This is a genomic window from Pseudomyxococcus flavus (assembly GCF_050038885.1).
Taxonomy (GTDB): domain Bacteria; phylum Myxococcota; class Myxococcia; order Myxococcales; family Myxococcaceae; genus Myxococcus; species Myxococcus flavus.
The window spans coordinates 7,670,096-7,693,157 of the sequence record NZ_CP143624.1; the positions used below are offsets into that span (position 1 = coordinate 7,670,096).

The 23,062-nt window shown below is 69.5% G+C and carries 26 protein-coding genes; 11 read left to right on the plus strand and 15 right to left on the minus strand.

Annotated features, from left to right (window positions below; all coding sequences use genetic code 11):
- Positions 1–8 precede the first annotated feature (8 nt).
- The 10 genes from VZL07_RS32070 to VZL07_RS32115 form a co-directional block, all read right to left on the minus strand.
- A complete protein-coding gene (locus tag VZL07_RS32070) occupies positions 9–1,640 on the minus strand; it encodes an amidohydrolase (RefSeq protein ID WP_426751756.1) in 1,632 nt (543 codons plus the stop codon).
- Positions 1,641–1,875: 235 nt separating this feature from the next.
- Positions 1,876–2,436, minus strand: coding sequence for a hypothetical protein (locus tag VZL07_RS32075; protein ID WP_426751757.1), 561 nt, complete (start codon positions 2,434–2,436; stop codon positions 1,876–1,878).
- Between the two features lie 106 nt (positions 2,437–2,542).
- Positions 2,543–2,803, minus strand: coding sequence for a hypothetical protein (locus VZL07_RS32080; RefSeq protein ID WP_426751758.1), 261 nt, complete (start codon positions 2,801–2,803; stop codon positions 2,543–2,545).
- 285 nt (positions 2,804–3,088) lie between these two features.
- Entirely contained in the window at positions 3,089–3,688 is a 600-nt protein-coding gene (locus VZL07_RS32085) for a hypothetical protein (protein WP_426751759.1), read from the minus strand.
- 2 nt (positions 3,689–3,690) lie between these two features.
- Positions 3,691–4,650, minus strand: coding sequence for an ATP-binding protein (locus VZL07_RS32090; RefSeq protein ID WP_426751760.1), 960 nt, complete (start codon positions 4,648–4,650; stop codon positions 3,691–3,693).
- A 36-nt stretch (positions 4,651–4,686) separates the two neighbouring features.
- Entirely contained in the window at positions 4,687–5,667 is a 981-nt protein-coding gene (locus tag VZL07_RS32095) for a PD-(D/E)XK nuclease family protein (protein WP_426751761.1), read from the minus strand.
- A 73-nt stretch (positions 5,668–5,740) separates the two neighbouring features.
- The gene (locus tag VZL07_RS32100) at positions 5,741–6,118 is read right to left on the minus strand and encodes a hypothetical protein (RefSeq protein ID WP_426751762.1); all 378 of its coding nucleotides are present in this window, start codon (positions 6,116–6,118) and stop codon (positions 5,741–5,743) included.
- A complete protein-coding gene (locus VZL07_RS32105; protein ID WP_426751763.1) occupies positions 6,115–6,822 on the minus strand; it encodes a hypothetical protein in 708 nt (235 codons plus the stop codon). The genes VZL07_RS32100 and VZL07_RS32105 overlap by 4 nt, the downstream gene beginning before the upstream one ends.
- Positions 6,819–7,748: a hypothetical protein gene (locus VZL07_RS32110; protein ID WP_426751764.1), complete on the minus strand. Its 930-nt coding sequence runs from the start codon at positions 7,746–7,748 to the stop codon at positions 6,819–6,821. Before VZL07_RS32110 ends, VZL07_RS32105 begins: the two co-directional genes overlap by 4 nt.
- A gap of 88 nt (positions 7,749–7,836) precedes the next feature.
- Entirely contained in the window at positions 7,837–7,974 is a 138-nt protein-coding gene (locus VZL07_RS32115; protein ID WP_426751765.1) for a hypothetical protein, read from the minus strand.
- A 282-nt stretch (positions 7,975–8,256) separates the two neighbouring features.
- On the opposite strand from VZL07_RS32115, the gene VZL07_RS32120 reads away from it, so the two are divergent.
- The 4 genes from VZL07_RS32120 (at position 8,257) to VZL07_RS32135 (ending at position 11,654) form a co-directional block, all read left to right on the plus strand.
- On the plus strand, positions 8,257–8,547 hold the full coding sequence (locus VZL07_RS32120; RefSeq protein ID WP_426751766.1) for a hypothetical protein: 291 nt from the start codon (positions 8,257–8,259) through the stop codon (positions 8,545–8,547).
- On the plus strand, positions 8,544–9,329 hold the full coding sequence (locus tag VZL07_RS32125) for a hypothetical protein (protein WP_426751767.1): 786 nt from the start codon (positions 8,544–8,546) through the stop codon (positions 9,327–9,329). Before VZL07_RS32120 ends, VZL07_RS32125 begins: the two co-directional genes overlap by 4 nt.
- Before the next feature lie 820 nt (positions 9,330–10,149).
- The gene (locus VZL07_RS32130; protein ID WP_426751768.1) at positions 10,150–10,413 is read left to right on the plus strand and encodes a helix-turn-helix transcriptional regulator; all 264 of its coding nucleotides are present in this window, start codon (positions 10,150–10,152) and stop codon (positions 10,411–10,413) included.
- Between the two features lie 2 nt (positions 10,414–10,415).
- Complete coding sequence (locus VZL07_RS32135) at positions 10,416–11,654, plus strand: tyrosine-type recombinase/integrase (protein WP_426751769.1); 1,239 nt, start codon at positions 10,416–10,418, stop codon at positions 11,652–11,654.
- A gap of 294 nt (positions 11,655–11,948) precedes the next feature.
- Here VZL07_RS32135 and VZL07_RS32140 read toward each other — a convergent pair whose 3' ends face one another.
- The 3 genes from VZL07_RS32140 to VZL07_RS32150 form a co-directional block, all read right to left on the minus strand.
- On the minus strand, positions 11,949–12,200 hold the full coding sequence (locus tag VZL07_RS32140; RefSeq protein ID WP_426751770.1) for a peroxidase: 252 nt from the start codon (positions 12,198–12,200) through the stop codon (positions 11,949–11,951).
- Positions 12,201–12,276: 76 nt separating this feature from the next.
- Positions 12,277–13,068 carry an alpha/beta fold hydrolase gene (locus tag VZL07_RS32145; RefSeq protein ID WP_426751771.1) on the minus strand — a complete coding sequence of 264 codons (792 nt, stop codon included), beginning with the start codon at positions 13,066–13,068 and terminating at the stop codon, positions 12,277–12,279.
- A gap of 22 nt (positions 13,069–13,090) precedes the next feature.
- The gene (locus VZL07_RS32150; RefSeq protein ID WP_426751772.1) at positions 13,091–14,071 is read right to left on the minus strand and encodes a magnesium transporter CorA family protein; all 981 of its coding nucleotides are present in this window, start codon (positions 14,069–14,071) and stop codon (positions 13,091–13,093) included.
- Positions 14,072–14,114: 43 nt separating this feature from the next.
- On the opposite strand from VZL07_RS32150, the gene VZL07_RS32155 reads away from it, so the two are divergent.
- The 3 genes from VZL07_RS32155 to VZL07_RS32165 are packed head-to-tail and all read left to right on the plus strand — an operon-like array spanning position 14,115 to position 17,285.
- Positions 14,115–15,254: a hypothetical protein gene (locus tag VZL07_RS32155; RefSeq protein ID WP_426751773.1), complete on the plus strand. Its 1,140-nt coding sequence runs from the start codon at positions 14,115–14,117 to the stop codon at positions 15,252–15,254.
- A 14-nt stretch (positions 15,255–15,268) separates the two neighbouring features.
- Complete coding sequence (locus tag VZL07_RS32160) at positions 15,269–16,084, plus strand: HAD-IIB family hydrolase (protein WP_426751774.1); 816 nt, start codon at positions 15,269–15,271, stop codon at positions 16,082–16,084.
- Between the two features lie 4 nt (positions 16,085–16,088).
- Positions 16,089–17,285: a class I SAM-dependent rRNA methyltransferase gene (locus VZL07_RS32165; protein ID WP_426751775.1), complete on the plus strand. Its 1,197-nt coding sequence runs from the start codon at positions 16,089–16,091 to the stop codon at positions 17,283–17,285.
- Between the two features lie 90 nt (positions 17,286–17,375).
- On the opposite strand, the gene VZL07_RS32170 is transcribed toward VZL07_RS32165, so the two are convergent.
- Positions 17,376–18,326 carry a hypothetical protein gene (locus tag VZL07_RS32170; RefSeq protein ID WP_426751776.1) on the minus strand — a complete coding sequence of 317 codons (951 nt, stop codon included), beginning with the start codon at positions 18,324–18,326 and terminating at the stop codon, positions 17,376–17,378.
- A 159-nt stretch (positions 18,327–18,485) separates the two neighbouring features.
- Here VZL07_RS32170 and VZL07_RS32175 point away from each other — a divergent pair, with 159 nt between their 5' ends.
- The 3 genes from VZL07_RS32175 to VZL07_RS32185 all read left to right on the plus strand — a co-directional run bounded on the left by VZL07_RS32175 (position 18,486) and on the right by VZL07_RS32185 (position 21,282).
- Positions 18,486–19,118, plus strand: coding sequence for an alpha/beta hydrolase (locus VZL07_RS32175; RefSeq protein WP_426751777.1), 633 nt, complete (start codon positions 18,486–18,488; stop codon positions 19,116–19,118).
- Between the two features lie 161 nt (positions 19,119–19,279).
- Positions 19,280–21,070, plus strand: coding sequence for a S8 family serine peptidase (locus VZL07_RS32180; protein ID WP_426751778.1), 1,791 nt, complete (start codon positions 19,280–19,282; stop codon positions 21,068–21,070).
- Positions 21,067–21,282 (plus strand): DUF5818 domain-containing protein, encoded by a 216-nt coding sequence (locus tag VZL07_RS32185; RefSeq protein ID WP_426751779.1) that lies wholly within the window; start codon positions 21,067–21,069, stop codon positions 21,280–21,282. The genes VZL07_RS32180 and VZL07_RS32185 overlap by 4 nt, the downstream gene beginning before the upstream one ends.
- Before the next feature lie 16 nt (positions 21,283–21,298).
- Here the strand turns inward: VZL07_RS32185 and VZL07_RS32190 are convergent, their stop codons facing one another.
- The gene (locus VZL07_RS32190) at positions 21,299–22,492 is read right to left on the minus strand and encodes a CPBP family intramembrane glutamic endopeptidase (protein ID WP_426751780.1); all 1,194 of its coding nucleotides are present in this window, start codon (positions 22,490–22,492) and stop codon (positions 21,299–21,301) included.
- Between the two features lie 27 nt (positions 22,493–22,519).
- On the opposite strand from VZL07_RS32190, the gene VZL07_RS32195 reads away from it, so the two are divergent.
- Complete coding sequence (locus VZL07_RS32195) at positions 22,520–23,032, plus strand: hypothetical protein (RefSeq protein ID WP_426751781.1); 513 nt, start codon at positions 22,520–22,522, stop codon at positions 23,030–23,032.
- The last annotated feature ends 30 nt before the right edge of the window (positions 23,033–23,062 follow it).

Here is a 23,062-nt window from a genome sequence, read left to right on the forward strand (position 1 = left end):
AAGGTGGCTCAGGGCGTGGACAGCGCGCCGGTGCTCCAGCGCGTTACTCCGTCCACCACCGTCAGCACCGACGAGGTGAGGGGCAGCGCCTCAAGCGGGGCCGTGAAGACGTCCTGCGAAAGCACTGCGAACGTCGCCGGCTGGCCCGCAGCGAGATATCCGCCGGGGATGCCGCGCACCCGCGCCGCCGTCCGGGTGTACGCCGTCACGGCCTCGGCCACAGTGATGCCCTCTGACGGGCGACCCGGGTGTGCCACCGCCAGCATGACGTCCACCCAGGGGCTGGTGGGGCTGCCAAAGGTGTCTGAGCCGAAGGCGAGCGGGATGCCCGCCGTCACCAGCGAGCGGAGCGGCTGGGCTTCGGCGTACAGCGAGGCCTCGTAGCGCAGCGGGAAGAGGGGCAGCAGCGCGGGAATGTGCGTGGGGTTCTGGACCACGGGGATACCGAGCGCCGCCACCCGGGCCACCTGGGCGGGAGTCACCATGTCGCCGTGCTCGAGCGTCACCCGGTTGCTCCAGTCCACGGAGGGATGCGCCTCCAGGCGCCCAAGCAGCTGTTCCACGGCGCCGTTGCCCAGCGCATGCACCAGGAGGTGCCCGCCGCGGGAAAGCACGTCCGCCAGCACACCGTCGAGCTGCGCGTCGGTGATGTCCTCCAGGCCCAGCCAGGGGGCGCTGGCCGCCGGGCACGTCTCGGGCGCCACGTAGGGCACGGTGACGTGCGTCGAGCAGTCCACAGGGCCACCGTCGAGGAACACCTTCCGACGGATGGTGCCGTCCGGGCCCGGATGGCACTGCTCTCCCTCGGTGTCGATGATGCACACTGGGAGGAAGTGGGCGACCGGCTGGAGCGCATGGACCTGGGCGGCGCGCTCGTCGCTCAGGACAAAGGGGATGTCGCAGGTGGTGGTGTAGCCCAGGGCCAGCGCGTCCTGGGCGTACTGCGCGTAGGCCCCGGCGTAGAGCTCTGTCGGCAGCAGGTCCGCGAGCGCCTTGAAGATGGCAACCTCGGCCACCTCCTGGACGTAGCCCGTCAGCCGGCCGGTGGCGTCGCGCGAGAGGCGCCCGCCGTAGGGGTGGGGCGCGCCGTCCACGTAGCCGGCCATGGCGAGCATGGTGCTGTTGACGGTGTTGCCGTGCCCGCTCCAGTCCACGCCCACCACCGGGTGGTGCGGCGCCGCGGCGTCCAGCAGTGCGCGTGGGTCCTCTCCGGCCGTCGCGTACCAAGCCGTCGAGACGATGGCGAGGATGGGCGTCCCGGCCGGTACGGTCGCTGCGCGTGCGGATACCAGCGCAACAACCTCGTCAGCCGTCGGCCCAGGGCCAGGGGCGAAGCTCGGGTCATTGACGAACCACGACGGGTGCCCGAGGGGCGCGACGTGGCTATGCGCGTCCACAAGCCCCGGCACCACGGTGCGGCCTTGGAGGTCCACCCGGCGTGCGGTGGGAAACAGCATCCGAAGGTCGGCCGTGCTGCCAGTCGCGGCGACCTTCCCTCCGCGCACCACGAATGCCTCGACGAAGGGCCGGTCGTCGCGGCCGGTGAACACCTTGCCGTGCTCGTAAAGCGTGACCTGCTGCGCGAGCGCGGGGACGCTCGCGAGGACGACGGCGAGGACTGCAACGAATCGGGAGAACATAGGTTGGTGCTGCTCCTGTGCTGCGGGTTGGACTGCGCTTTCGGCGTGAGCCGAGGCCGCGGGCCGGAGGTGCGCCGGCAGGTGCGAGGAGAGAGTGCTGCTGCTCCGCGACGGTGCTCGGGACATCACCCGCCCGAGCCCGGGGCGCGTCACCGCGTCACTGCGAGGGAGGGCTACGGCGTGGCTGGGCCACCGATGCCGATGCCGAGCGGGGCCGCGCCCTGCCCATGCGCTGCTACAGCGGCGAGGGGACCATCTCCTTCAACAGGATGAGCGAGCCGACCCCGACGATGACCACGACTTCACGCGGGCCAATCCTTTGGCCGCTGAACGCCTTTCCGGCGGCCTCTTTGAAGTCGTCCCAGAGGTCCTGGACCTTGTTGACGTTCTGCTTCTTGGCGCCCTCCATCTGGGCCGCAACGACAATCAGGACCAGGCCATCGTTGGGAGGTCCCCCATTGGGGTCGCAGTCCTTCAACGACTTCTGATTGTAAAACTCAGCGGCCTGCCGCCATCGGGTCAACTGAGCCTTGTCGGTGACCTTCGCGATATGCTTCGTCATCACGAGGTTGGCGGCGTAGTGGACCAGGCATTTCATACCCGCGGCGGACGGCCGCTGGCCCGGCTTGAGGCCGGATTTCTCGCCGTACATCTTGATCAAGTTGTTCACGGCGATGTCCACGTCCTTCCGGACGGCCGCGACCTCGTGAGGATGAAGGCTCGGGGCGATGTCCATCCCGTGCGCGGTGGATGCGGACAGCAGACAAACGAATAGCGCTGCGATGTAGAGTCGCATTGGTACGGCTCCTGTGTGTGATTGCTGCGTGGGGTGCTGCATGGGATGGGCGTCTCGTGCCCGTCACGCGGCCCAGGGGCGTGCCCCCGGGCGGGTGCTGCGTTTCTCAGTCGCGCTGGGGGTCGCGCGGGTCGCGCGCGTCCTCGTCGAAGAAGTCGTCGTTCGCCATGTCCTCAAGCAGCATGTCTATGTCCGCCACCAGGTCGTCGGTGCCGGGATGCTTGGCGGCTACGTGACTCTCCAGCGCCTGCGTGAGAGCCGCGACGTACGCGTCGGCGGCCTCCTCGTCCTCGGAGGAGTGCTCGCGGATGTTCGCCATCACCTCTGTGAAGTTCCTCTTGGTCAGTTTCAGCTTCCGTTTCGGCATGGACGTCTCCTGCTGCGTGGGAAATGTGCTGCTCGCGGGCGGGAACACCCCCCTGTCCGCCCGCGGGCAGCTGGCGCCGACGTCGCGCCGTGATGGACTGCACCGCCGCGGCCTATCCGCGGCGGGTGTGGTGGAGGGCGGTGCATGACCGGCCCAGCCAGGGCATCGACTGGTCCGCCCGCCACCACGTAGAGGCCCGCCCGTGTGGGCGGGGTGCCGCCTGATGGGAGGCGGCGTGCGCGCGGGGAGCAGGGGCCGCTGCTCCGTCCGTCCGCGCGGTACTGCTCAGAACGGCAAGTCGTCGTCGCCGGGCGGCGGCACGTCCTCCTGGTACGCGCCGCCGCGGCTGTAGTCGCCATACGCTCCGCGTCCCTGGGGCGGCGCGCTGCGCTGCGGCGGGGCGCTCCGGTGCTGCTGGGCGTTCCGGCCAGGTTGCGGCTGCGTCGGCCGGCGCTGCCCCGTACCCTGCTCCAGCGCGAGGATGCGGCCCCTCATCTGCTGCGCGAAGCTGCGCGCCTGGGCCGGCTCCATCTGCTGCTTGAGCGCGAGCCCCCCACCGGGAGCATTCACCCACCGGACGCGCGGGCGCCACTGGCCCTCGTACTCCTCGTTCTCGATGACGAGGATGACCTCGTTGGTGTTGATGCCGACGAGGTCGGACACGTCGTCGCCCTGCCATCCGCAGGCGCGCAGCCCCTTGATGGTGTGCTCCAGGGTGTTGTCGGTGAAAAAGCCGAACCAGGTGATGCTCTGGCCGACGTAGTGCTCGTCGCCGCGCTCGCCCAGCAGTTGGAATTCCACCGCCACCTGCTCCTTGCCGCCACTCGTCAGGCCCAGGGCTCCCTGCACACCGCGCGCGCGGTACTTCCCGTTCTCCAATTCCATGGTCAGTTCTCCACCTCGCCCATGCGGGCGTTCGTCCAGTCGTTGAGCTTCGCCAGCTTCACCGCGTCACCCGCCGCCCTCTCGATGGCGGCCAGGGCCTTGCCCCTGTCCTCCTCGGAGAGCCGCGCCGTCTTCTCCCGGATGGCAGCCTCCAGCGCCCTCGGGTCCGCTGGCTGGTGTGAGGCGAGGGCGGCGGCGAAGTCCGCCCAGGACAGCGGCATGGACTCCGGCAGGTCCCCGCGGTTCTTCGCGTCGTAGGCGGCCGTGCGCTGGGTGTAGACGAGGCGGGCCCCGGTGGAGACACCGCGCACCCGCTTCGTCTTGGAGTCCTTCGCGGCGAAGGTTTCGTAGTTGGCGAAGAGGACGTGCTCCGCCCACTCCTTGATGAGTCCGCCCGCCTTGGCGTGGAGCTTGAGCTCGTAGCGGTCGAAGTCCTCGCCCTCCGGGTTCTTGAAGGGGCGAATCTGGGAGTGCGCCAGGAGGATGACGTTCATGGCCTTCGCCTTGCGAAGCCTGTCGAGCGCCGCCAGGAAGACGCGCCACTCGTCGAGGGCCGCGCTGTAGCCCTTGCCGTAGCCATATGCCTCGATGTTGGCGAAGCCATCCCGTTTACAAATGAAGTCCCACAACATGGGCTCGGCCCAGTCGAGGGTGTCCACGACGAGCGTCTGGTAGTCGTGCTGCTCCAGCGTCAGCACGCGCACGGCGTCGAGGATTTCCTGCCAGGACTCGGGGGAGGGGAAGCGCGTCACGTCCAGGTGGTCGGTGCCGTCCTCGGCGCCTAGGAAGACGGCGCCGGGCGCATCGGCCCCGAAGGTGGACTTGCCGATGCCCTCCACGCCGTACAGGACGACGCGGACGGGGCTACTGCGCTTGCCCTTCACCAACGCGCCCAGCGACATGCGGGACGGGGGCGGTGAAGCGGCGGGCTTCGGTGGTGGGTTGCTGCGTTGTGGTGTCATCGGTCTCCTCTTTCGACCGTCCTGCTGATGGCACTGCTAGGCGTGCTGCAACTCGGGGTGGACTTCGGTGCTACGGATGAAGCGGGTGGCGTCGTCGAGGCTGGCCTCGCCCGAGCAGACGCCGAAGAAGGAGCAGGCGCGGCCGTAGCGCAGGCACGCGTCAGGGTTGCGAGGGGCGCGTCCCGCCAACTCGGCCTCGCGGAGTTGCTGGCCCATTTGCCAGACGTCCCAGAGGGCGTCGTCCACCTCGCCGTCGAGGCGCACCACCTCGCCGCGCTGGAAGTAGCGGTGCGGCTCCGTGGCGATGGCCTCCACGAGGCGGGCCCGGTACTCCTCGGGCGTCTCGTCCGCCTCCCGCTGGCCCGCGTAGAGGGCGCCGTCCTTGCGGTACTTCCGCGACTCCGGTGGCGTTGCCTTCGCGGGGCGCAGGCCCGGCTTGGCCAGCACGTCGTAGAGGCAGCCGTCCACCTCGAAGCCGAGGGCCTTGGCGCCCTCGAAGTAGACGGACACCTGGCCGTCCATGCGCAGGCGCTTCCAGTAGTCGCTGCCCGGCCCCACGTCCTCGCTCGACGTCTTGTGCTCCACCAGCAGCGTGCGTCCGTCCCGGGTGTCCCGGACGATGGCGTCCACCTTCCCGGCCAGCCGCCAGGTGCGCGAGACATGGCCCGTGGCGGGGTTGCGCAGGGGCGCGTCGAAGGATGCCTCGACGGCGAGCACCTCGTATGGCTCTGCACTCCACCGCAGGTGGTAGCCGCGCAGCATCTCCTCCGCGCGCACCCGCTCGAAGGCGTCCGCCTCACCGGTGACAGCCGAGAGCGCCGCCTCCAGCCGCTCGTCGCGCTGGGCCTTCCACCACGCCTCCAGGCCGGCGTGGACGAGCGTCCCGAAGCGCAGCACCGCAGCGTCCTCCAGCGGTCGGTAGCCCAGGCCGTAGCGGAGGTGATGCAGCCGCTGGCAGGCGCGAGCGTCCTTGAGGCGGCTGGAAGTTAGAAGCGGGGAGCGGGTACAGACATTCATGGTAGACCTCCAGGGTTCAGGCTCTGGATGCTCGACCGTCTAGGTCTATTCACATACAGAGGACGTCTGACATTCAATGAGGCGTGGGCTCCATCGCGTTGATGCGTGCTACGCCCGCCTGCCAATGGCGCGTCCGCGCCCACCACAGCTCCACACTCAAGGCTGCGAGCAGCGAGGACTCCTCCGCGTCCAGCTCGCGCAGCACCCGGGCCTGCGTCGTGACCGTGCCCTGCAGCTCGCGCCACCGGTCCTGCGTGGCGGGCGTGCCGTCGGGGCGGAGTCGCGCGAGCTCGTCCTGCGCCGCGCGCTGCGCCTTCCGGGCCTCGGCCTGGCGCCCCGGGAGTGCGGCGGCCTCCTCCAGGCACTGCCGGATGGAGCCCACCTCGGACGGGCGCCACCAGCGTTCCAGCCCGCGAAGCCGGCGGGCGACGTCGGCCAACTCGCCGCTCATTGATGCACCCCGTCCTCGGGCAACTCCGCCTCACCGCGGGTGCCGACCAGCTCGCCGCGCAGCACCATGCCCGCACACCGGAACGCCTCGGCGGGCGTGTTGCCGTTGCACCAGTAGCCACGGGCTAAGACGCGCCAGCGGACCGGCAGGTGACTGGCCGGCCGCTCTCCACCCCAACGCTCCATCTGCAACCCGTCGTCCTGCCGCGAGAGCACGAGGGCAACGTCTGCCCACTCGCGTTCAAGCGCGGCGGACTCCTCGGGGAACGACGGACGCCCGAGTCGCTCAAACACGACTTCTACGAGTTCGGCCACCGTCAGTGACTTGAGGCAGTCCCATGGGCCGCTGACCCAAGCATGGGCCTCTGCGGGCCCATCGACATGCCGCCGCTGAATGGCATCCCACTGGGGGACCGACGACTGGTACACGATGCGCCCGGCACGAGGGTGACAAAGGGCCGCCGCGAGCGCGGCGAAGTTGATGAAGTCCAGAGGTGTGCCGGGCCCGGCAAGCGGCACCTCCTCCTGTGCCACCTGCCGCGCCGCCTCGCGCTTCTCGCCCACCACCTTGCGCGCCTCGGCCGCGCGCTCCGGGCCGCGCGCCTTGATTTCGTCCGCCAGCTTCTGGGCCGTCGCCTCCTGCGCCGGGTCCTTCGCCGCGGCGAGGTACGCCTCCAATAGGGCCACATCCGTCAGGGTGTTCATCGCGCACCTCCGTGCGAGCGGTACGCATCAACCGTTGCGCTCGACACCGGGTCAGCCACCTCAGGCAGCACGCGGTGGTGTCCGGCCACCTCCCAGTAATGGCGCCACCAGTGCTCGTCGGCCTGCCGCACCGTCAGCGGTCCCTCGCCAGGGCACACCGCCTGGCCCCGGTCCCACACCACCCAGTGCCCGGCGCCCGTCAGCTCGTGCCGCAGCAGGACGAGGGCACGCTTCGTGGGCTCCGGCAGGCCGGGGCGCAGGGCCGGGTCCAGGTCTTGGCCGGCGGCCTGGAGCGCGATGCGCATGCCCAGCTCGCCGCACTCGGTGGTGCGCCCCATCAACTCGCACACCTCGGCCACCGACTGCCCCGTGAGCATCGCGACGCAAGTCTGGCCGCACTGCTTTGGCGCCTGCCGAATCCACTGCACTCGGCCCAGCGGACGGTGCGACCGGTACCAGCGACGCCACGCGGGGTAGGCGAGGCGCCACGCGAAGCCGAGCGCGCCCAGCCAGCCGAAGGCCAGCGCCAGGCCCGCGAGGCCCAGCCAGGGGAGGAGGGTGCGCAGCTGCGCGGCGCGGGGCGAGCACTCGACGCGCACCGGCTCGCGGCCCTCCGCCTCGGCCTGATCGCGCTCCCGGGCGGCAATCGAGTCCAGCTCGGCGCCCACCAGGAGGGCGACCAGCGACACGGACAGGCCGGCCACCTGGGCCAGCACCTCGGGCAGCGGGTCCGCGCCCAGCGTCGCGTGGTGCTGGGCTACCGTGGCGCCCAGGAGCGCCGCCCCGTACACCGCGCGCTCCACCATCCAGGTGCGCACCCCAGCCGCCTCGGCGCGGGACTCGAGCGCCAGCAGCGCGCGCCGCAGCCAGGGGCCCGGGTCCTCTCGGTTGTCGACTACAAGGCAAAGCTCCGCCAGCAGCGTCATGGCGCCTCCTGCAAGGGATAGGGGTGAGAGGCCGGATGCGCTCCGGCGGGCGTGATGCCCCGCCAGTCGTAGGCGGGGCACCGGCGGGTCAGTCCTCGTCCTCGCCGAGGAGCGTCATCAGGTCGGCGGCTGCCCGTTCCTTCCGTCGCTCCTCCTCGGTGGGCGGCGGCGGGTTCCGCCACCGCGCGAGAGCCTCGTCAATCGCCTGCTCTTCCGTCGTCTCCATCACTGCCCCCTGTGTCAGTGCTGCCGTCCTCGGCGTCCTCGCTGGCCACCCAGCTCGCGCACCGTCGCCGCCCCTCTCCCTCCCGGGAGCCCCGTCCGTCCGCCGTTCCAACGAGAAGCACCATAATGCCTCAGACATATGTCCGCAACATATTGCTGAAAAATATGTCGTGGCCTACTGTCTGGGGGAGTGCGCCACCCTAGATGGTGGTTGCGCGAACGGCACAGACCCACATAAGGAGGGCATATGTCTGTGGCAGCAGCCACCCGCCGAGAGGACGCAATGGGACTGTTTGATGCGCCGGACCCACTCGATGAACTGGTGGGGAAGCTCGTCAACCTGACAGAGCGAGACTGGCGTGAGCTCGACTACATCGCTGAGCGCCTTGCTGCGGCCGGTGTGAAGTCGCCGCTCACGAAGAAGGAGGCGACGCGAGCGGACGTCATCCGGCAGTTCATTCATGACGGCATCGAGGCGTTCAAGGTGGAGCACGGGCCCATCCCACTGACCGCTCCGCCCGCTCCCGCTGCCGCCAAGAAGAAGCCGGCCGCAAAGAAGGGCGGGGCGAAGTGAGCGCCGCGGAGAGGGGCCCGTACCGCGGGCCGCGCGTGCGCGGACTCCCCGAGCACGCTGGCCGCGTCTACCTTTCCCGGGGAGACGCGGGACAGCCTGCACTCCTCCAAGTGGCCACGGGTGAGACGCCGCACCTGCGGCTGGAGCCGGTGCAGGTACTCGTCACTGCGCTGCCGTCACCTGGTGGCGTTGCCGTCGAGGTGCAGGGCACGCCGCCGCCCAGCGGGCGCGTCACGCAGGTAGTCACGGCCGCGCTTGAGCAGGCGGCAGACCTCGTCGAGGTCGTTGGCCACGAGGCCGCCGTGCGCGCGCATCTCTCGCGCGCTCGCCTGCCAGAGTCCCCGGTGCGGGCGCCTCCTCGAGTCCTGCACCCCCGGTGGACGTCGGCGCTCGCGGCAGCGGCCGGGCTGGCGCTGCTCGTCTGGCCGGGGGCCACCGTCAACGTCCGGGTGCAGACTCCGCTGCCGGCGGAGTACACGTGGGACGTGGAGGCAACGACGGACAACGTGGCCTACACGGACGTCCTTCGCGGCAGTTCAACGCCTGAGCCTTGGCGCATTCGCGAGCGCATCGTCGTGCCGAATGGACCGATGGAGGGGCAGGACACCCCCCCGTGCAAGTCCCCTGCGCGAGCGCTCAAAGGTGGGTGCTGGATCAAGCTCGACGACAAGCCGCCGTGCCCGAAGAACTCGGCAGAGGATAAGGACGTGGGCGGGTGCTGGGTCCCCGTGCGCGGAGAGAAGCCGATGCCAGTGTCCGTCGGACGGGAGCGCGAAGGGTGACGCCCGCTGTCGCAGCTCGCCCACGCCGTGCTCCACGTCGTCCGCCGCCTCGGCTCACCGCAGCCAGGCGCGACGCGGGCACCTGCTGTGCAGCGGCCGTGCGCGTAGCCTGCGACTGCGGCGCAGCGTGGGAGTGCCCGAAGCACCAGGAGCAGCACGGACACCACGCGGACGGCGATTGACCGGCAGTCGCCGTTAGCCGGGGAAGACTTGACAAGCCCCCACCTTCGGGGGCACCTTGACGGACGAAGCATCATCCTCGCTGAAGCGGTATCGTTCAGGCAGCGAGTACTCCACAGATTCGAGAGCAGGGGCCGCACCAGTGCGCTGGACGGCTTTTGCTCCGGCACCCCGCGGCGGTTCCTGAACGACGACGCGGGAGTGCTGTTTTTGAGGTGGCCGCCGTGCCCGCCCAGCTCCAGCCAGCAACGAGCAGAGACGCGGGGCACGGCGCCGCCTCCTGTCACAATGTCAGACACCTGTCTCGCGGCGTGGACTGCAATTGCAGACGCGGTTGCGAGCGTGTGGGGCGAATCACTCAAAGTGAAATCGCGTCACTCGGGACAGACGGCGTAGGCGTGTATCTGTCGACAGACGGGGCAAGGCCTTACATTGCGTCAAGAGAAATCGACGGCGATATGTTGAAAGGGTCTCTGTGTTTCATTAGGTTGATAAATGGCGGCACTGCGGGGTGTGTTGAGTGCCGCTCGAATCCGGACATTGGCAGGTCCCGTGCATCGGCCCGTGCACGGTTGGGCGGCGGACGTCAGGGCGGCAAGATACCTGATAGGACGTTCAGCAGCAGTGGGGGACTTCAGTGATGGGCAACTGTGACGGTAACGACGAGACTCTGTCGCCTCGTCTCTCGGTGGTGCGCGGCGGAGCATCCTCTGCGTCGACGACGTCGGACGAGTGCCTGTGGACGCTCGACGAGGTCTGCGCCTACTTGAAGATGGGCAAGACGTGGGTCCGCACCCGCGTGGCTGCCGGCACGTTCCCGGTTGTGCGTCTGGGCGCGGCCGTTCGCTTCCGTCCTGCCGAGGTCCGCGAGTGGCTCGACGGGCAGACGAAGGGGGCTCGCTGAGCATGGCCCGCGCGTACTTCCGCCCTAAGAAGGGATTCGCCGGCAAGCGCAAGGAGGCGCCGCGCAACGGTACCTGGTGGATTGATTACACCGGGGCGGACGGGCAGCGGCGCCAGGAAAGGACGCCTGCGCGCACCGAGACCGAGGCGGAGCGCTTGGCTCAAGAGGCGGCGCAACAGGCGTATCTCCTCAAGACGGGGAGCGCCGTAGCGGTGGGGAAGCCGATGACCATTGCAACTGCCGCCGAGCGCTACGAGGAGACGGTCCGCCACCTTGTGAGCTTGCCGCAGATTCGCGTCAACCTCGGCCACATCGTGAAGCACCTCGGCAAGAAGCTTCTTCAGGAGGTGACGCCAGCAGATGTTGATGCGTTTTCCGCGAAGCTCCAGGCGAAGCTGGCGCCAGGGACTGTGCATCAAATCCTCGCTCGGCTCGCCGTGCTGTACGCGTGGGCTCGCCGTGCACGTGTGTTCCGTGGCGACAACCCAGTGTCCGACGCGGCACGAGTGAACGCTCCACGCCGCTCGCCACGAGTGCTCACCAGGGAGCAACTGGAAGCGCTGCTGGCCGTCTCTGGGAAGTACCGCCTCCTCTTCTTGGTGGCGGCAATGTGCGGCCTTCGCAAAGGGGAACTCTGCGGCCTGCTGTGGACGGACGTGGACCTGGATGCGCAGATAGTCCACGTCCGCCGCTCATACGACAGAGAGACGACGAAGGGGCGCCGCGAGCGCCAGGTGCCCCTGCCGTCGTGGCTGGCTGAGGAGATGCGCCGGGCCAAAGAACAGGCCACGAGTCGCTGGGTGTTCCCGGCGTCGGATGGCTCGATGCGTCCGCCGCGGTTCGCCGCAAACCTCATCTTCCAGCGCAAACTGGTGAGGGCGAAACTGGTCCGAGGCTGGCGCCTTGACTGCGTGTGTGGGCATGGCGTCGACAGCGCCGTGAAGGCGCCCAGGGCTTGCGCCAAATGCGGCAGCACGGTGTTGCCACGTGCTCTTCCGATGGAACTGACGTTCCGCCACCTGCGTAGCACGTGCGCGACGCTGCTAGGTGACCTGCGCCTCGCTCAGATGATGCTGGGGCACTCCAGCCCGGCCATCACCGCACGCCACTATTACGCCCCTGGGCTCGAGGCGCTCAGGCAAGCGGTTGAGGCGCTCCCGCAGGCGCGGGACACTGGCGTGACACGCCCGCCGCGACGACGGGTCCGCAGTTCCACTTTCACCACAGAATCGCAGCAATAACAGGGGGTTGTAGAGATGGCGCGACGAGGTGCATCCGGTTCGGCGGTTGTAGAAGTTGAACAGGGCGCACACCGTCACGGTGTCGAAGATGGCCTCGTCCGTCCAGCCCGCGTCCTTCATGCGGACGATGTCCTCCCGGCCCACCTGGGCCGCGCGGTGGTTGAGGGTGTCCACGAAGGCAAAGAGCGCCTTCTCGGCCTCGGAGATGGGCGCATTCGCCGCGTCCTTGAGGACCGCCTTCACCATGTCGGGACCGCCAAGGAGTTCCGCCGCGACCGCGGCGTGGGAGCCCGTTCAAAACAAACATTCATTGCCGCGCGACGTGTACGCGGCAATCAGCTCGCGCAGGCCGGGCGACAGCGGGGACGGCCCCCGCATGACTTCATGCGTGAAGCGCGAGAGGGCCTCGCCCAGCCGCGGCTTGTACGCGAACAGGTGCCAGATCTGCGGGACGGGCGAGCCCACCTCGCGGGCCATGCGGATCATCCGGCCATAGTGGCCGTCGGACTCATGTTCCTCGACGTCCTTCAGATGCATGCGGTCCATGTGCCCCTCGACGGAAGCAGGCGGGCGCGCCCGGCTTTCATGCTCGCACGTGGCGAGGGCTTCGGCCAGCCCCGGCTCAGGCGCCCTGCAGCGACGACAGGAAGCTGTCCAGCACGGCGTTGAACCGCTCCGGTTGCTCCTGGTTGGACAGGTGCCCGGCGCCGGGGATGACCTCCAGCCGCGCGCCCGTGATGAGGTCCGCCATCTCCTTCGCCTTGGCCAATGGGGTGATGGCGTCGTGCTCGCCCACCACCACCAACGCCGGGCCGGCGTAACGCGCCAGCATGTCCTTGCTGTCCGGACGCAGGGCCATGCCGCGCTGAGCAGCGGCGACGCCCGCGGGCGAGGCCTCGCGTATGAGCGTCGCCACCTCTCGGCCCGGGGGCGAGTCCGGCCCCGCCGCCACCAGCTTGGGGAGCATGGCTTCGACAATGGGCTCCAACCCGGCGTCCAGCGCCTGCTTCGCGTTGGCCTCGCGCCGGGCCTTGCCCTCCGCGTCGTCCGCGGTGGCCTGCGTGTCCACCAGCACCAGCCCGCTGACGCGGCCGGCGTCCTCTCGGAGCAGGGCCATGGCCGCGTAGCCGCCCATGGACACGCCGCCCACCACCGCCGAGTCGATGTTCAGCGCGTCCAGTAGCGCCAGCGCATCGCGAGCGATGCGGGACATCTCCGTGGGCCCCTCGCCCAGCGAGCTCTGACCGAAGCCGCGGATGTCCGGGACGATGAAGCGATAGCGCCCCGACAGGGCCTTCACCTGCGCGTCGAAGGCGCTGCCGTTGAGCGGGAAGGCGTGGAGCAGTAGCACGGGAGGGCCCTTGCCCTCGTCCCGGTAGTGCAGGGGGACGCCATCCACGGTGACGGTCAGCATGATTCCTCTCCTCGTGGAACTGTCAGAGCCAGTCCTTGTGCTTGAACCAGAAGACCATCCCCACGGGCAGCGCGAGGATGGACACCCACATCACGTACCAGGCACCCGTCGTGTAGAGCCGGTCGAAGTTCTGCCCGAAGAACCCGACGATGCACGACAGCGGCAGGAAGATGGTGGCGAAGATGGTGAGCTGCTTGGAGATGTCGTTCGTCTTGTTCGCCACCATGGACAGGTAACCATCAATCACGTTGCTGATGATGTCCCGCCCGGCATCAATCTGTTCGTACAGCCGCACCAGGTGGTCGTAGACGTCACGGAAGTAGAGCGTCGTCTTTTCGTGGACGTTCGGGATGCCTCGGCGGGACAGCAGGCCCACCACGTCGCGCTGGGGCGACAGCACGCGGCGGAAGGTCACCAGCATCCGCTTCATCGCGAAGATGCGCTGCAGGTGGGACTTCTCCGGCCTCTCGAAGATGGCGACCTCCAGGTCCTCCAGCTCGTCGCTGAACGTGTCGAGGATGGGGAACTGCGCGTCCACCAGCGTGTCCGCCAGCATGTAGAGGACGAAGTCCGTGCCCCGGATGAGCGTCCCATGCGGGTCGTCCTTCACGCGCCGCAGGACGGTGTCGTGGCCCTTGAAGGGGAGCTCGTGGACGCTGATGAGCCAGTCCTTCGCGAGGAAGAAGTGGTGCTCGTGCAGCGTCAGCTCACAGACGTCCTTGCCGGTGAGGGTGAATCCCTGGAGCACGATGAATTGGTGGTTGGGGTACTCCTCCAGCTTGGGCCGTTGATCCAGGTGGAGGCAGTCCTCCACGGCCAGCTTGTGCAGGCCGAACTGTGCGGCCAGCCGGTTCAACAGCTCCTCGCTCGGGTGCAGGACGTCGATCCACTTCCGGCCGTCCTCCTGGAGGAGCTCTTCACCTCCGGTGAGAAGCCGACCGTCCTTCACCAGACAGACCTGAATCATCCCGTAGCGCTCCGATGCCAGCGGCGTGGCCCGCATGCGAGTGCTAGAACTCCCCCGCGCGGAAGTCGAGCGCTAGAGTGTGACACCCGTGTCCGAAGCCGCAGAGACCCCCCAGGCCTCGCTGTCCGCGAGGCTCGATGAAATCCTCAAGTCCCATCCGGATCCGGCGTTCGCTGGCCGTCTGCGCAAGGTGTACGTCGCCACCGCGCATGCCATCTCCCGCCTGAGCGACCTCGACCTGGTGCGGTACGAGACGCCCGTCGTGGACTCCTCGCCAGATCTGTCACTGTGGGAGGAGATGGCGCCCGTCATCCGCGACACGGTGATGGACGTCAACGGGCTGCTCAACGTCATCCGCGAGCAGTTCCCCGTGCAGCCCCCGGGCGTGGCGAGCACCGAGTCCGCCGTGGCCGTCGTCCAGGAGGCGATGAGCCAGATTGCCCAGGGCATCACGCAGCTGGGCGAGGCCATGCGCAACCCATCGGTGGTGAGCGACCGGTGGACGCTGCTGGCGGAGATCCAGCGCTTCCGCGCGCGCTTCCGCGAGCAGATGAGCAACCTCGTCTTTGAGTCCGCCAGCACATTGGGCGAGGTGACGCGCGCGCAGGTGGTGCCCGGCTACGCGGCGGAGGTGAAGGCCGCGGTGATGGTCCGGGCCATCACCGCCGACCTGGGCCGCATCCTCACCGCGCGCCTGAAGAAGGTCCGCGAGGCCGAGGCCCAGGACGTCCAGTGGAACGCCCAGCAACTCCAGACGGAGCTGGACGCCTTCGGGCGGACGGCCGCGTATCGAAACCTGCGCGCGCAGGACAAGCGGCACGTGGTGGAGATGCGCGCCGAGGTGGGCCGGCTGGCCATCCTTCCCAACCCGTCCCGCGAGGAGCTGGTGACGGTGGTGGAGGCGCTGAACACCTTCGTGCAGGGCCTGTCCGCGGTGAACCAGCGCCAGCTGCTCATCGTCCATGACCGCGAGGTGTGGGCGTCCTGTGGCGTCCGGCTGGAGCGCGCCATGTCGCTGGTGGACTCGGACTTCGTGGGGGCGGCACGGGCCCTGGCCGAGGCGGCGGGCAGCGCGCAGTTCCTCTATGGCCGGGCGCCGGAGCTGGATGCCTTCCTGCGCAAGGCGCGCAAGCTCCAGATTGGCCAGCTGTCCGCCGAGGAGCTGCGGAGCACCCTCACCACCTTCCAGGGCCTGCTCGCCGGACTGGACGTGATGTGATGGGGGCGCGCTCGATGCAGACCGTGCCTCGCCCGCTGCGCGAGGCGGACCTGTCCCGCGTGGAGGGCGTCTTCACCGACGTGGACGGCACCTTGACCACGGGCCACAAGCTGCGCTCGGACACGGTGCGGGCGCTCGAGCGCCTGGCGTCCGCGGGCCTGCGCGTGGTGCTGGTGAGCGGCCGGCCGGCGGGGTGGGGAGAGGCCTGGGCGCGCCAGCTCCCCGTGGACGGCGTCATCGTGGAGAACGGCGGCCTGTTCTTCCTGAAGGGGGCGAAGGGGCGGCTGCGGAAGGTGTACGCGGAGGCGCCGGCCGAGCGGGTGGCGAACCGGCGGCGGCTCCAGGCGGAGGTGGCCCGGGTGCTGAAGCAGGTGCCCGGCGCGCGGCTGTCCATGGACAGCGCGTACACGGAAGTCGACCTCGCGGTGGACTACAACGAGGAGGCCCGGCTGGGCGACGCGGGCGCGGACCGCATCGAGTCGTTGCTGCTGGCCCGGGGCGTGACGGCCGTGCGCTCGTCGGTCCACATCAACTGCTGGCTGGGGCGCTTCGACAAGCTGAGCGCGACGCGGCGCTTCGCGAAGACGGCCTGGGGCGAGCGGCTGGACCCGCGCGATGGCCGTTATGTATACGCCGGGGATTCTTTCAACGACGCCCCGATGTTCGCCGCATTTGCACTGGGCGTGGGCGTGGCCAACGTGCGTGCCGTCCTGGACCGCATCGAGGCGCCACCTGCTTTCATCACCCGGGCGCCCGAGGGGCGGGGCTTCGAGGAACTGGCCCGTGCCATCCTGGCCCGGAAGGGCCGCGGCGCGGCCCGTGAGGAGTGACACCGTGAATGTCGTGAAGCTGGAGCTGGCGCGCGGGTTGGGGCGCCACCTGCGCGCGGGGCACCCGTGGGTGTTCCGCAAGGCGCTGGAGTACGTGCCGAAGATTCCGGCCGGCAGCGTGGTGGACCTGACGGAGAACGGGAAGTTCGTGGCGCGTGGGTATTACGACCCGCACTCCGCCATCGCCGTGCGCGTGCTGACGCGAGATCCGCGCGACACGGTGGACGCGGGCTTCATCACCCGCCGGGTTCGCCAGGCGCTGTCCGAGCGCACGGCCCTCATCGATCTGACCGACACGGACAGCTACCGCCTGATTCACGGCGAGGGAGATGGGCTGCCGGGCGTCGTGGTGGACCTGTACGCTGGCTGGGCGGTGATGAAGCTGTACTCGGCGGGCCTGACGCCGTACCGGCCGCTGCTCATCGAGGCGCTGAAGGCGGGGGTGCCAGGCCTCAAGGGCATCATCGGTCGTGACGAAGTGGGCCGCGACGACGTGGACGAGGACGAGGGCCGTGGCTCCGGGAAGATGCTCTACGGGCACGAGGCCCCGGAGCTCATCCCCATCCGCGAGCGCGGCGCCACCTTCCTCGTGGACGCCTGGCGTGGGCAGAAGACGGGCTTCTTCCTCGACCAGCGGGAGAACCGCTACCTCATCCGGCGGCTGGCGAAGGGGCGCGACGTGTTGAACTGCTTCAGCTTCAGCGGTGGCTTCTCCGTCAACGCGGCGCTGGGCGGGGCCAACAGCGTGTTCTCCGTGGACCAGGACCCGGACGCCATCGCCCTGGCCCGGGAGAACTTCACGCGCAACGGCATCGCCGCGGAGAAGCACGACTTCCTGGCGGCCGACGTCTTCAAGATCATCCAGTCCTTCAAGGACGAGGGCCGCACCTTCGACCTCATCATCCTGGACCCGCCGGCCTTCGCGAAGAGCCAGCGCGCGGTGCAGGCGGCCATCGACGGCTACGCGTCGCTCAATCGCCAGGCGCTGGCCATCCTCCGGCCGGGCGGGCTGATGGCCACGGCGTCGTGCTCGGCGCGTGTGAGTCCGGAGGACTTCATGGGCGCGGTGCGCGAGGCGGGCTTCAAGGCCGGGGTGGACCTGGCGCTGGTCGAGGAGCGCTACCAGCCGCCCGACCACCCGGTGCGGCTGCAGTTCCCGGAAGGGAAGTACCTCAAGTTCTACGTGCTGCAGGCCGTGTAGCGAGCGGGCGGCGCCTGAAACGCGAGAGGCCACGAGGTTCCGCACCTCGTGGCCTCTGCTGTGTCCGCCGTGGAGCGGGCGCCTTCGACCTCAGAAGTTGCCGGCGCGGGCCTCGTCGAACGGGACGCGGTGGTTCAGGTACGTCTCGGTCAGCGAGTGGGCGCCGCTGAACATGCCCTTCTCGGAGAAGTGGTGGACCTTCGCGCCCTCGCCCGCGTCGCGGAACAGGTCGCCCGGCGTCCAGCCCTTGCTGCCCTGGCCGAAGAGGACGGGCACCGCGTCGTTGTTGTTGACGTAGTGCACGTAGTTGGGCCCGTCCGGGTAGGTGGCCGCCGCCGCGCCGAAGGTCTCCACGTTGACGCGGCTGAGCGTCTGCTGCACCTGCTCCTTGGACATCCCATCTTCGATGCGCAGCCGGTTGGCGACGTCCTTCAGCGCGCGGGAGGTGATGAGGCCTCCATGGCTGTAGCCCATCAGGTGGATGTCACGGCCCGCCTTCAGCTCGGAGTAGACGATGTCCGACAGCGAGTCGACCGCGGGGTTCTTGCCCTTGTTCAGCTTGTCCTTCGCGGCCTGGATGACGTCGGCAATCATGCCGGACGTGGCGTTGTGCACGCCGATGGTACGCATGCCCGTGCTGTTCGCGATGGCCTGCAGCTCGCGCGCCTGGCCGTCCTTGTTGGTGGAGATGCCGTTGACGTAGACGACCGTCTCCTGGGCGTTCGGGTTGTTCGCCGGGACGAAGGCGGGCACCTGATCCAGCGGCGTGGTCGGCTCGAACGTCTGGCCACCGGCGCCCACCAGCTTGCCGTCGTAGACCTTGTCCTTGGCGCCCGCGGGCGCGGTGAACACGCCGGCGACGGCCTGCGTCTGCGCCGAACGGCTGTCGAACCCGTCCACCACGGCGCCGCGCTGGGCGGTGGCGCCCGCGACGGTGTTCTGCACGCCACGAGTGACGGGCGCGGCACTCTCGCGGACTTGGTCCGCGGTGCTGCGGGAGGTCTGCGCGATGGTGTTCCGTCCGCGCTGGATGGTGGTCATGAGGTGGGGGCTCCTGCGGAATCAGGGGGTGTTTCCGCATTGTCCTCGAATCCGACCGGAAGTTTCGTGTTGGTGCAGATTTCGCACGAAAACCCGTGTGGGCTCATGTCGCACGGCGCGTGAAGGCGTCGGAGCCCGGGCCCGAGGTTAAGGTGAGGCATGGTCCAGAAAGGTCAGTTCCTCGAGCGGGCGACGCTCGTTCCGGTGGGGCAGGAGGTCATGGAGGGCACCACCCACCGAGGAAGCCGGGCGCCTCCGCTGCTGATCATTCCACCTCGGCCAGACGAGGGGGGCGGCATGGACCATGTCGTGGCGGCGGAGCTGGTCTGGGCGGCGGCGAGCGCGGGTTTCCCTACACTGCGCTTCAACCACCGAGGCGTGGGGGCCAGCCAGGGCAAGCGGGGGAAGGACCTGGAGCTCCTCGCGGACGCCGAGGCCGCCATGCAGGTGCTTCTGGAGAACACGGGGGCGCCAGCGGTGGCGGTGGCGGCCCTCCATGGCGGGGCCCAGGTGGCGCTGGCGCTCCAGGCGAAGTACGCCACCGTCGGGGGCCTATGCCTGGTGGCGCCGGCCCTGGTGGATCCGGACGTCTTCTCCCGGGTGACCTGCCCGCTCCTGGTGGTGCAGGGGGAGGAGGACACCCGGCTCCCTCGGGCCGCGGTCTCCGCCGCTGTCGGCCGGGCTGGCGGCGACTTAGAGGTCATCGACGAGGCCGGTGCCACCTTCCAGAGGAACCTGCCCCAGGTCGGCCACGCCGTGGCGGCCTGGCTGCGGCGGCTCTCCGGCGGATGACCGATGCAGCGCAAACCTTTGGACTTCTTCACGTTTCTCGTTCCGCTCGCCCTTGCACGCCGGGAGAGGGGGCATCCAGACTGCCGGTGCAGACCCAATCGATGTGATGTTCGTTCGTAGGGGTCTCCAGACGCGTGTTTCGTTTCTCAAGGAGTGGCCTGATGCGGAAGGTGCGATGGACCCTGGGTGGCGCGGCGCTGGCCCTGACGCTGACGGCCGCCTGTGCGTCGGCTTCGCGTGAGGAGGACGCGCCCCCGCCCGTGGATGTGCAGGCGCTCGACCCCCGGGACGTGGTGAAGGGCGCCATCGTCGTGGACTTCAAGGACGGCACGACGAAGGCGGAGTTCGACGCCTGGGAGGTGGACTGGGGCGTCGACCTGGAGCTCAACTCCGTGGAGAGCGCCAGCGAGGCCCTCACGGTGGCCGTCGGGGTGGACGACGTGGACGGCGTGCTCGCGCGCATCCGTCAGCACCCGGACGTCGAGGCCGCCGAGCCGCTGATGGAGGTCCGCGCCAGCTTCACGCCCAATGATCCGCAGTTCGCGAAGCAGTGGAACCTGCGGATGATCGACATGCCCAAGGCCTGGGAGCGCAACCGGGGCAAGGGCGTGGTGGTGGCGGTGCTCGACACCGGCATCGCGTACGAGGACCACGACGACTTCAAGCAGGTGCCGGACCTCAAGGGCGTGAAGTTCGTGAAGGGCTACGACTTCGTCAACGACGACGAGCACGCCAACGACGACCACGGCCACGGCACGCACGTGGCGGGCACCATCGCGCAGGCCACCAACAACGGTGAAGGGGTAGCGGGCGTGGCCTTCGACGCCACGCTGATGCCCGTCAAGGTGCTCAACCACTTCGGCGGCGGCAACACGGCGGACATCGCGGACGCCATCCGCTTCGCGGCGGATAACGGGGCGGACGTCATCAACATGTCCCTGGGCGGCGGCGCGTATTCGCAGGTGATGGCGAGCGCGGTGGAGTACGCGCGCAAGAAGGGCGTCACCGTGGTGGCCGCGGCTGGCAACGGCGGGCGGCCCAAGGTGGAGTTCCCGGCGGCCTATCCGGGGGCGGTGGCGGTATCGGCGGTGGGGCCCGAGGGCACGCTGGCGCCGTACTCGTCCTACGGCAAGGAGGTGGATATCGCGGCGCCGGGTGGGGACAAGCGCCAGGGCGACGCGGGCGGCATCCTGCAGAACACCATCGACCCGCGCGACCCGGCGCGCTCCGTCTACGCGTCCTACCAGGGCACCAGCATGGCCACGCCGCACGTGGCGGCCGTGGCGGCGATGCTCTACGCGGCGGGCGCCAAGGGGCCGGACGAAGTGGAGAAGGCCCTCTACGCGGGCGCGAAGAAGACGGCGGACCAGGCCTGGAACGAGCAGTACGGCCACGGCCTGCTCAACGCCGAGGCGTCGCTCGCGGCGCTGGGCGGGGGCTCGGCCCAGTGGCCGCCGCTGTACTGGGCGCTGGCGCTGCTGGCGCTGGTGCTGTTGACGCTGCGAGGCCGCGCGCGGCCCGGCTACCTCAACGTGCTGGTGCGGCCGGCCTTCCTCATCCCGCTGCTGCTGTCCACGGTGGGGGCCTTCTTCCTGCGCGGGTGGTTTGGCGGCGCCGAGGGCGCGGCGGGCGACGTGGTGCAGACGGCGTCGCTGCCCATCCCCGACTGGGAGCGCATCATCTTCGGCCGGGGCAGGACGGTGAATCCGCTCTTCTACAGCGCGCTCATCCCGCTGCTGCTGTCGCTGCCGGCCATCAAGTGGCGCGGGCTGCGGTCCGCCATGGGCGGACTGGCGCTCGGCTTCGCGGGCTTCCTGGCCTACACGGCCTGGGCGGGGGCGCCAGCGCTGGCGTGGCTGCCCTTCGCGTTCCTCGCCAAGCCCTGGCTGGGGTTCAACACCGTCATCTGCCTCGTCATCGCCCGCGCGATGCTCCAGAAGGAGGACGCATGAAGCTCACGGGCCGCGTCGTCTTTCGCGACATCGAAACGGGCGTCTGGGTGCTGGAGGGGGACGACGGCACCACGTACCAGCTCGCCGGCGGCGACCGGAAGCTGAAGAAGGACGGTCAGCGCATCGAGGCCGAGGGCCGTGTGGATGGGGACACGCTCACCAGCGCCATGGTGGGCCCCATCTTCCACGTCAGCAGCTACCGCTTCGTCTGAGCCGGGCGCCGCACCATCACGGCTTCAACCCGGGCGCCGTCTTCAAGGCGTGCGCCCGGATCTGCCGCTGTCGCTCCTCGTAGTAGGCCTCCATGGGCAGCTCGCCGCGCCGCGCGGCGGCTCGGAGCGCACTCAGGGCCTTGCGCTCCGCGTGCAAGGCAGGCGGCGCGGGGGCCTCCAGCGGGGGGAGCGGGTACTGCGCGTCGTAGAAGTTGAGCGACAGGCCTCGCGAGTCCACCGCCACCAGCACCCCCAGCGACACCGTGGCGCCCACCACCCAGGGCAACAGGAGCCTGGCCAGCGAGGGCACGGGGCCCGCCTCCCGTGCCTCCTCGTCACTGGCGTGGATGCCAGGGCCCCAGATGGACGGGTTCCTGCGCGCGAAGGCGCGCAGGGCACCCAGCCCGGCCCAGCCCGCCGCCGCCAGGGCGAGCACCAGCCGCGGATCCGTCGTCTCCGAGGCATCCGCCGTCTCCTCGCCCATGGCCTTGGCCGCCAGGAAGAGCACCGAGGACACCAGGTTGTTGGCCGCGTGGGCGCCAATGCCGGGCCACAGCGAGCCGGTCCTCAGGTAGAGCCACCCGAAGAGCAGGCCCAGCTCGGTGCGCGCCACGAAGCCCACGGGGTCCAGGTGGAACGCGCTGAACACCACCGCCGAAATCACCAGGGGGCGGAGGGACGGTGCGGGAGGCGCCGGGGAGATGCCTCGCTGGAAGATGCCGCGGAAGAAGAACTCCTCGCAGAGCGGCGCCGCCACCGTCACGCCCGCGAGGATGAGGGCCAGCTCCACGGGGGTCTGTTCCTCGAACAGCCGCGAGCTGTCGAACATCCGCGTCAGCCACTCGGGCGCAATCGACTGGGCCAGGAACTGGATGGGGACCACCAGCGCGAAGAAGTTCGCCACGCCCAGCAGGAAACCCATGAGCGTGGCGCCTCGAGGCGCGGGCAGCAGCCCCGTGTAGAGGACGGGGCGCCAGCCCGCGTGGCGCAGCATCACCCAGCCCAGCCCCAGGAAGACGATGAGCTCGGTGAACCAGATGCCGAAGGCCGGGTTGGCGAGCTGGACCGTGCCTCCCACGAGGATGAACAGCCCGAGCGCGAGGGCCGCGCTCGCCATGGCCAGCCACCTCGGGCTCGGGCCCGGACTGGCTCCGGAAGGCGGCCCTGGCGGCGTGGGCGGCGGGGGGGCGCTAGGGGTGGCGTCTTCCAACGGTGATTCTCCTAGAGTGTTCGAACCTTGACGTCCTTCAGCCTGGCTCGATCAGCGCGGCGGACGTGGAGGCATCATGCCTGCGTCCTGGGCATCCTGGGGCGTGGTCTGGATGCGGCGACGTCGCACGCGGCGGCGTTCCAGGTCGAGGCCCGCACCGAGGCGCAGGCGTACCAGATTCGCGCGTGGCGTGGCAGCACACCGGATGCGCTGGCCCTGCTGCCTCCGCGGCGAATCGTCCAGTACCTGGGCCTCAACGCCTTCGAGCTCGCCATCGGCGAGGACCTGGGCTTCGAGTCCAATCTCCGCATCTGGGCGGACTTCGGCCTGCCGCACGGCGAGGCGGCGCTGGTGGACGGGCTCCGCTCGGAGGACGCGGAACTGCTGCACGCCTTCGTGCGCTACGCCACCGGCGGCTTCGAGGTGCGTCTCGGGCGCCAGCTCTACGGTGACGCCGGTGACATCCTCGCCTTCGACGGCTTGCGCGTGCGCTACGTGGGGCGGGTGGGCCTGGGCGTGGAGGCCTACGGTGGGCTGTGAGGGAAGGGCACGATGCTCGCCGAGCGACGC

Bases quoted from the DNA above. Each gene is read 5' to 3' on its own strand.
- VZL07_RS32070 (WP_426751756.1), bottom strand. From the start codon at position 1,640: ATGTTCTCCCGATTCGTTGCAGTCCTCGCCGTCGTCCTCGCGAGCGTC.
- VZL07_RS32075 (WP_426751757.1), bottom strand. From the start codon at position 2,436: ATGCGACTCTACATCGCAGCGCTATTCGTTTGTCTGCTGTCCGCATCC.
- VZL07_RS32080 (WP_426751758.1), bottom strand. From the start codon at position 2,803: ATGCCGAAACGGAAGCTGAAACTGACCAAGAGGAACTTCACAGAGGTG.
- VZL07_RS32085 (WP_426751759.1), bottom strand. From the start codon at position 3,688: ATGGAATTGGAGAACGGGAAGTACCGCGCGCGCGGTGTGCAGGGAGCC.
- VZL07_RS32090 (WP_426751760.1), bottom strand. From the start codon at position 4,650: ATGACACCACAACGCAGCAACCCACCACCGAAGCCCGCCGCTTCACCG.
- VZL07_RS32095 (WP_426751761.1), bottom strand. From the start codon at position 5,667: ATGAATGTCTGTACCCGCTCCCCGCTTCTAACTTCCAGCCGCCTCAAG.
- VZL07_RS32100 (WP_426751762.1), bottom strand. From the start codon at position 6,118: ATGAGCGGCGAGTTGGCCGACGTCGCCCGCCGGCTTCGCGGGCTGGAA.
- VZL07_RS32105 (WP_426751763.1), bottom strand. From the start codon at position 6,822: ATGAACACCCTGACGGATGTGGCCCTATTGGAGGCGTACCTCGCCGCG.
- VZL07_RS32110 (WP_426751764.1), bottom strand. From the start codon at position 7,748: ATGACGCTGCTGGCGGAGCTTTGCCTTGTAGTCGACAACCGAGAGGAC.
- VZL07_RS32115 (WP_426751765.1), bottom strand. From the start codon at position 7,974: ATGGAGACGACGGAAGAGCAGGCGATTGACGAGGCTCTCGCGCGGTGG.
- VZL07_RS32120 (WP_426751766.1), top strand. From the start codon at position 8,257: ATGGGACTGTTTGATGCGCCGGACCCACTCGATGAACTGGTGGGGAAG.
- VZL07_RS32130 (WP_426751768.1), top strand. From the start codon at position 10,150: ATGGGCAACTGTGACGGTAACGACGAGACTCTGTCGCCTCGTCTCTCG.
- VZL07_RS32135 (WP_426751769.1), top strand. From the start codon at position 10,416: ATGGCCCGCGCGTACTTCCGCCCTAAGAAGGGATTCGCCGGCAAGCGC.
- VZL07_RS32140 (WP_426751770.1), bottom strand. From the start codon at position 12,200: ATGGACCGCATGCATCTGAAGGACGTCGAGGAACATGAGTCCGACGGC.
- VZL07_RS32145 (WP_426751771.1), bottom strand. From the start codon at position 13,068: ATGCTGACCGTCACCGTGGATGGCGTCCCCCTGCACTACCGGGACGAG.
- VZL07_RS32150 (WP_426751772.1), bottom strand. From the start codon at position 14,071: ATGCGGGCCACGCCGCTGGCATCGGAGCGCTACGGGATGATTCAGGTC.
- VZL07_RS32160 (WP_426751774.1), top strand. From the start codon at position 15,269: ATGCAGACCGTGCCTCGCCCGCTGCGCGAGGCGGACCTGTCCCGCGTG.
- VZL07_RS32170 (WP_426751776.1), bottom strand. From the start codon at position 18,326: ATGACCACCATCCAGCGCGGACGGAACACCATCGCGCAGACCTCCCGC.
- VZL07_RS32175 (WP_426751777.1), top strand. From the start codon at position 18,486: ATGGTCCAGAAAGGTCAGTTCCTCGAGCGGGCGACGCTCGTTCCGGTG.
- VZL07_RS32180 (WP_426751778.1), top strand. From the start codon at position 19,280: ATGCGGAAGGTGCGATGGACCCTGGGTGGCGCGGCGCTGGCCCTGACG.
- VZL07_RS32185 (WP_426751779.1), top strand. From the start codon at position 21,067: ATGAAGCTCACGGGCCGCGTCGTCTTTCGCGACATCGAAACGGGCGTC.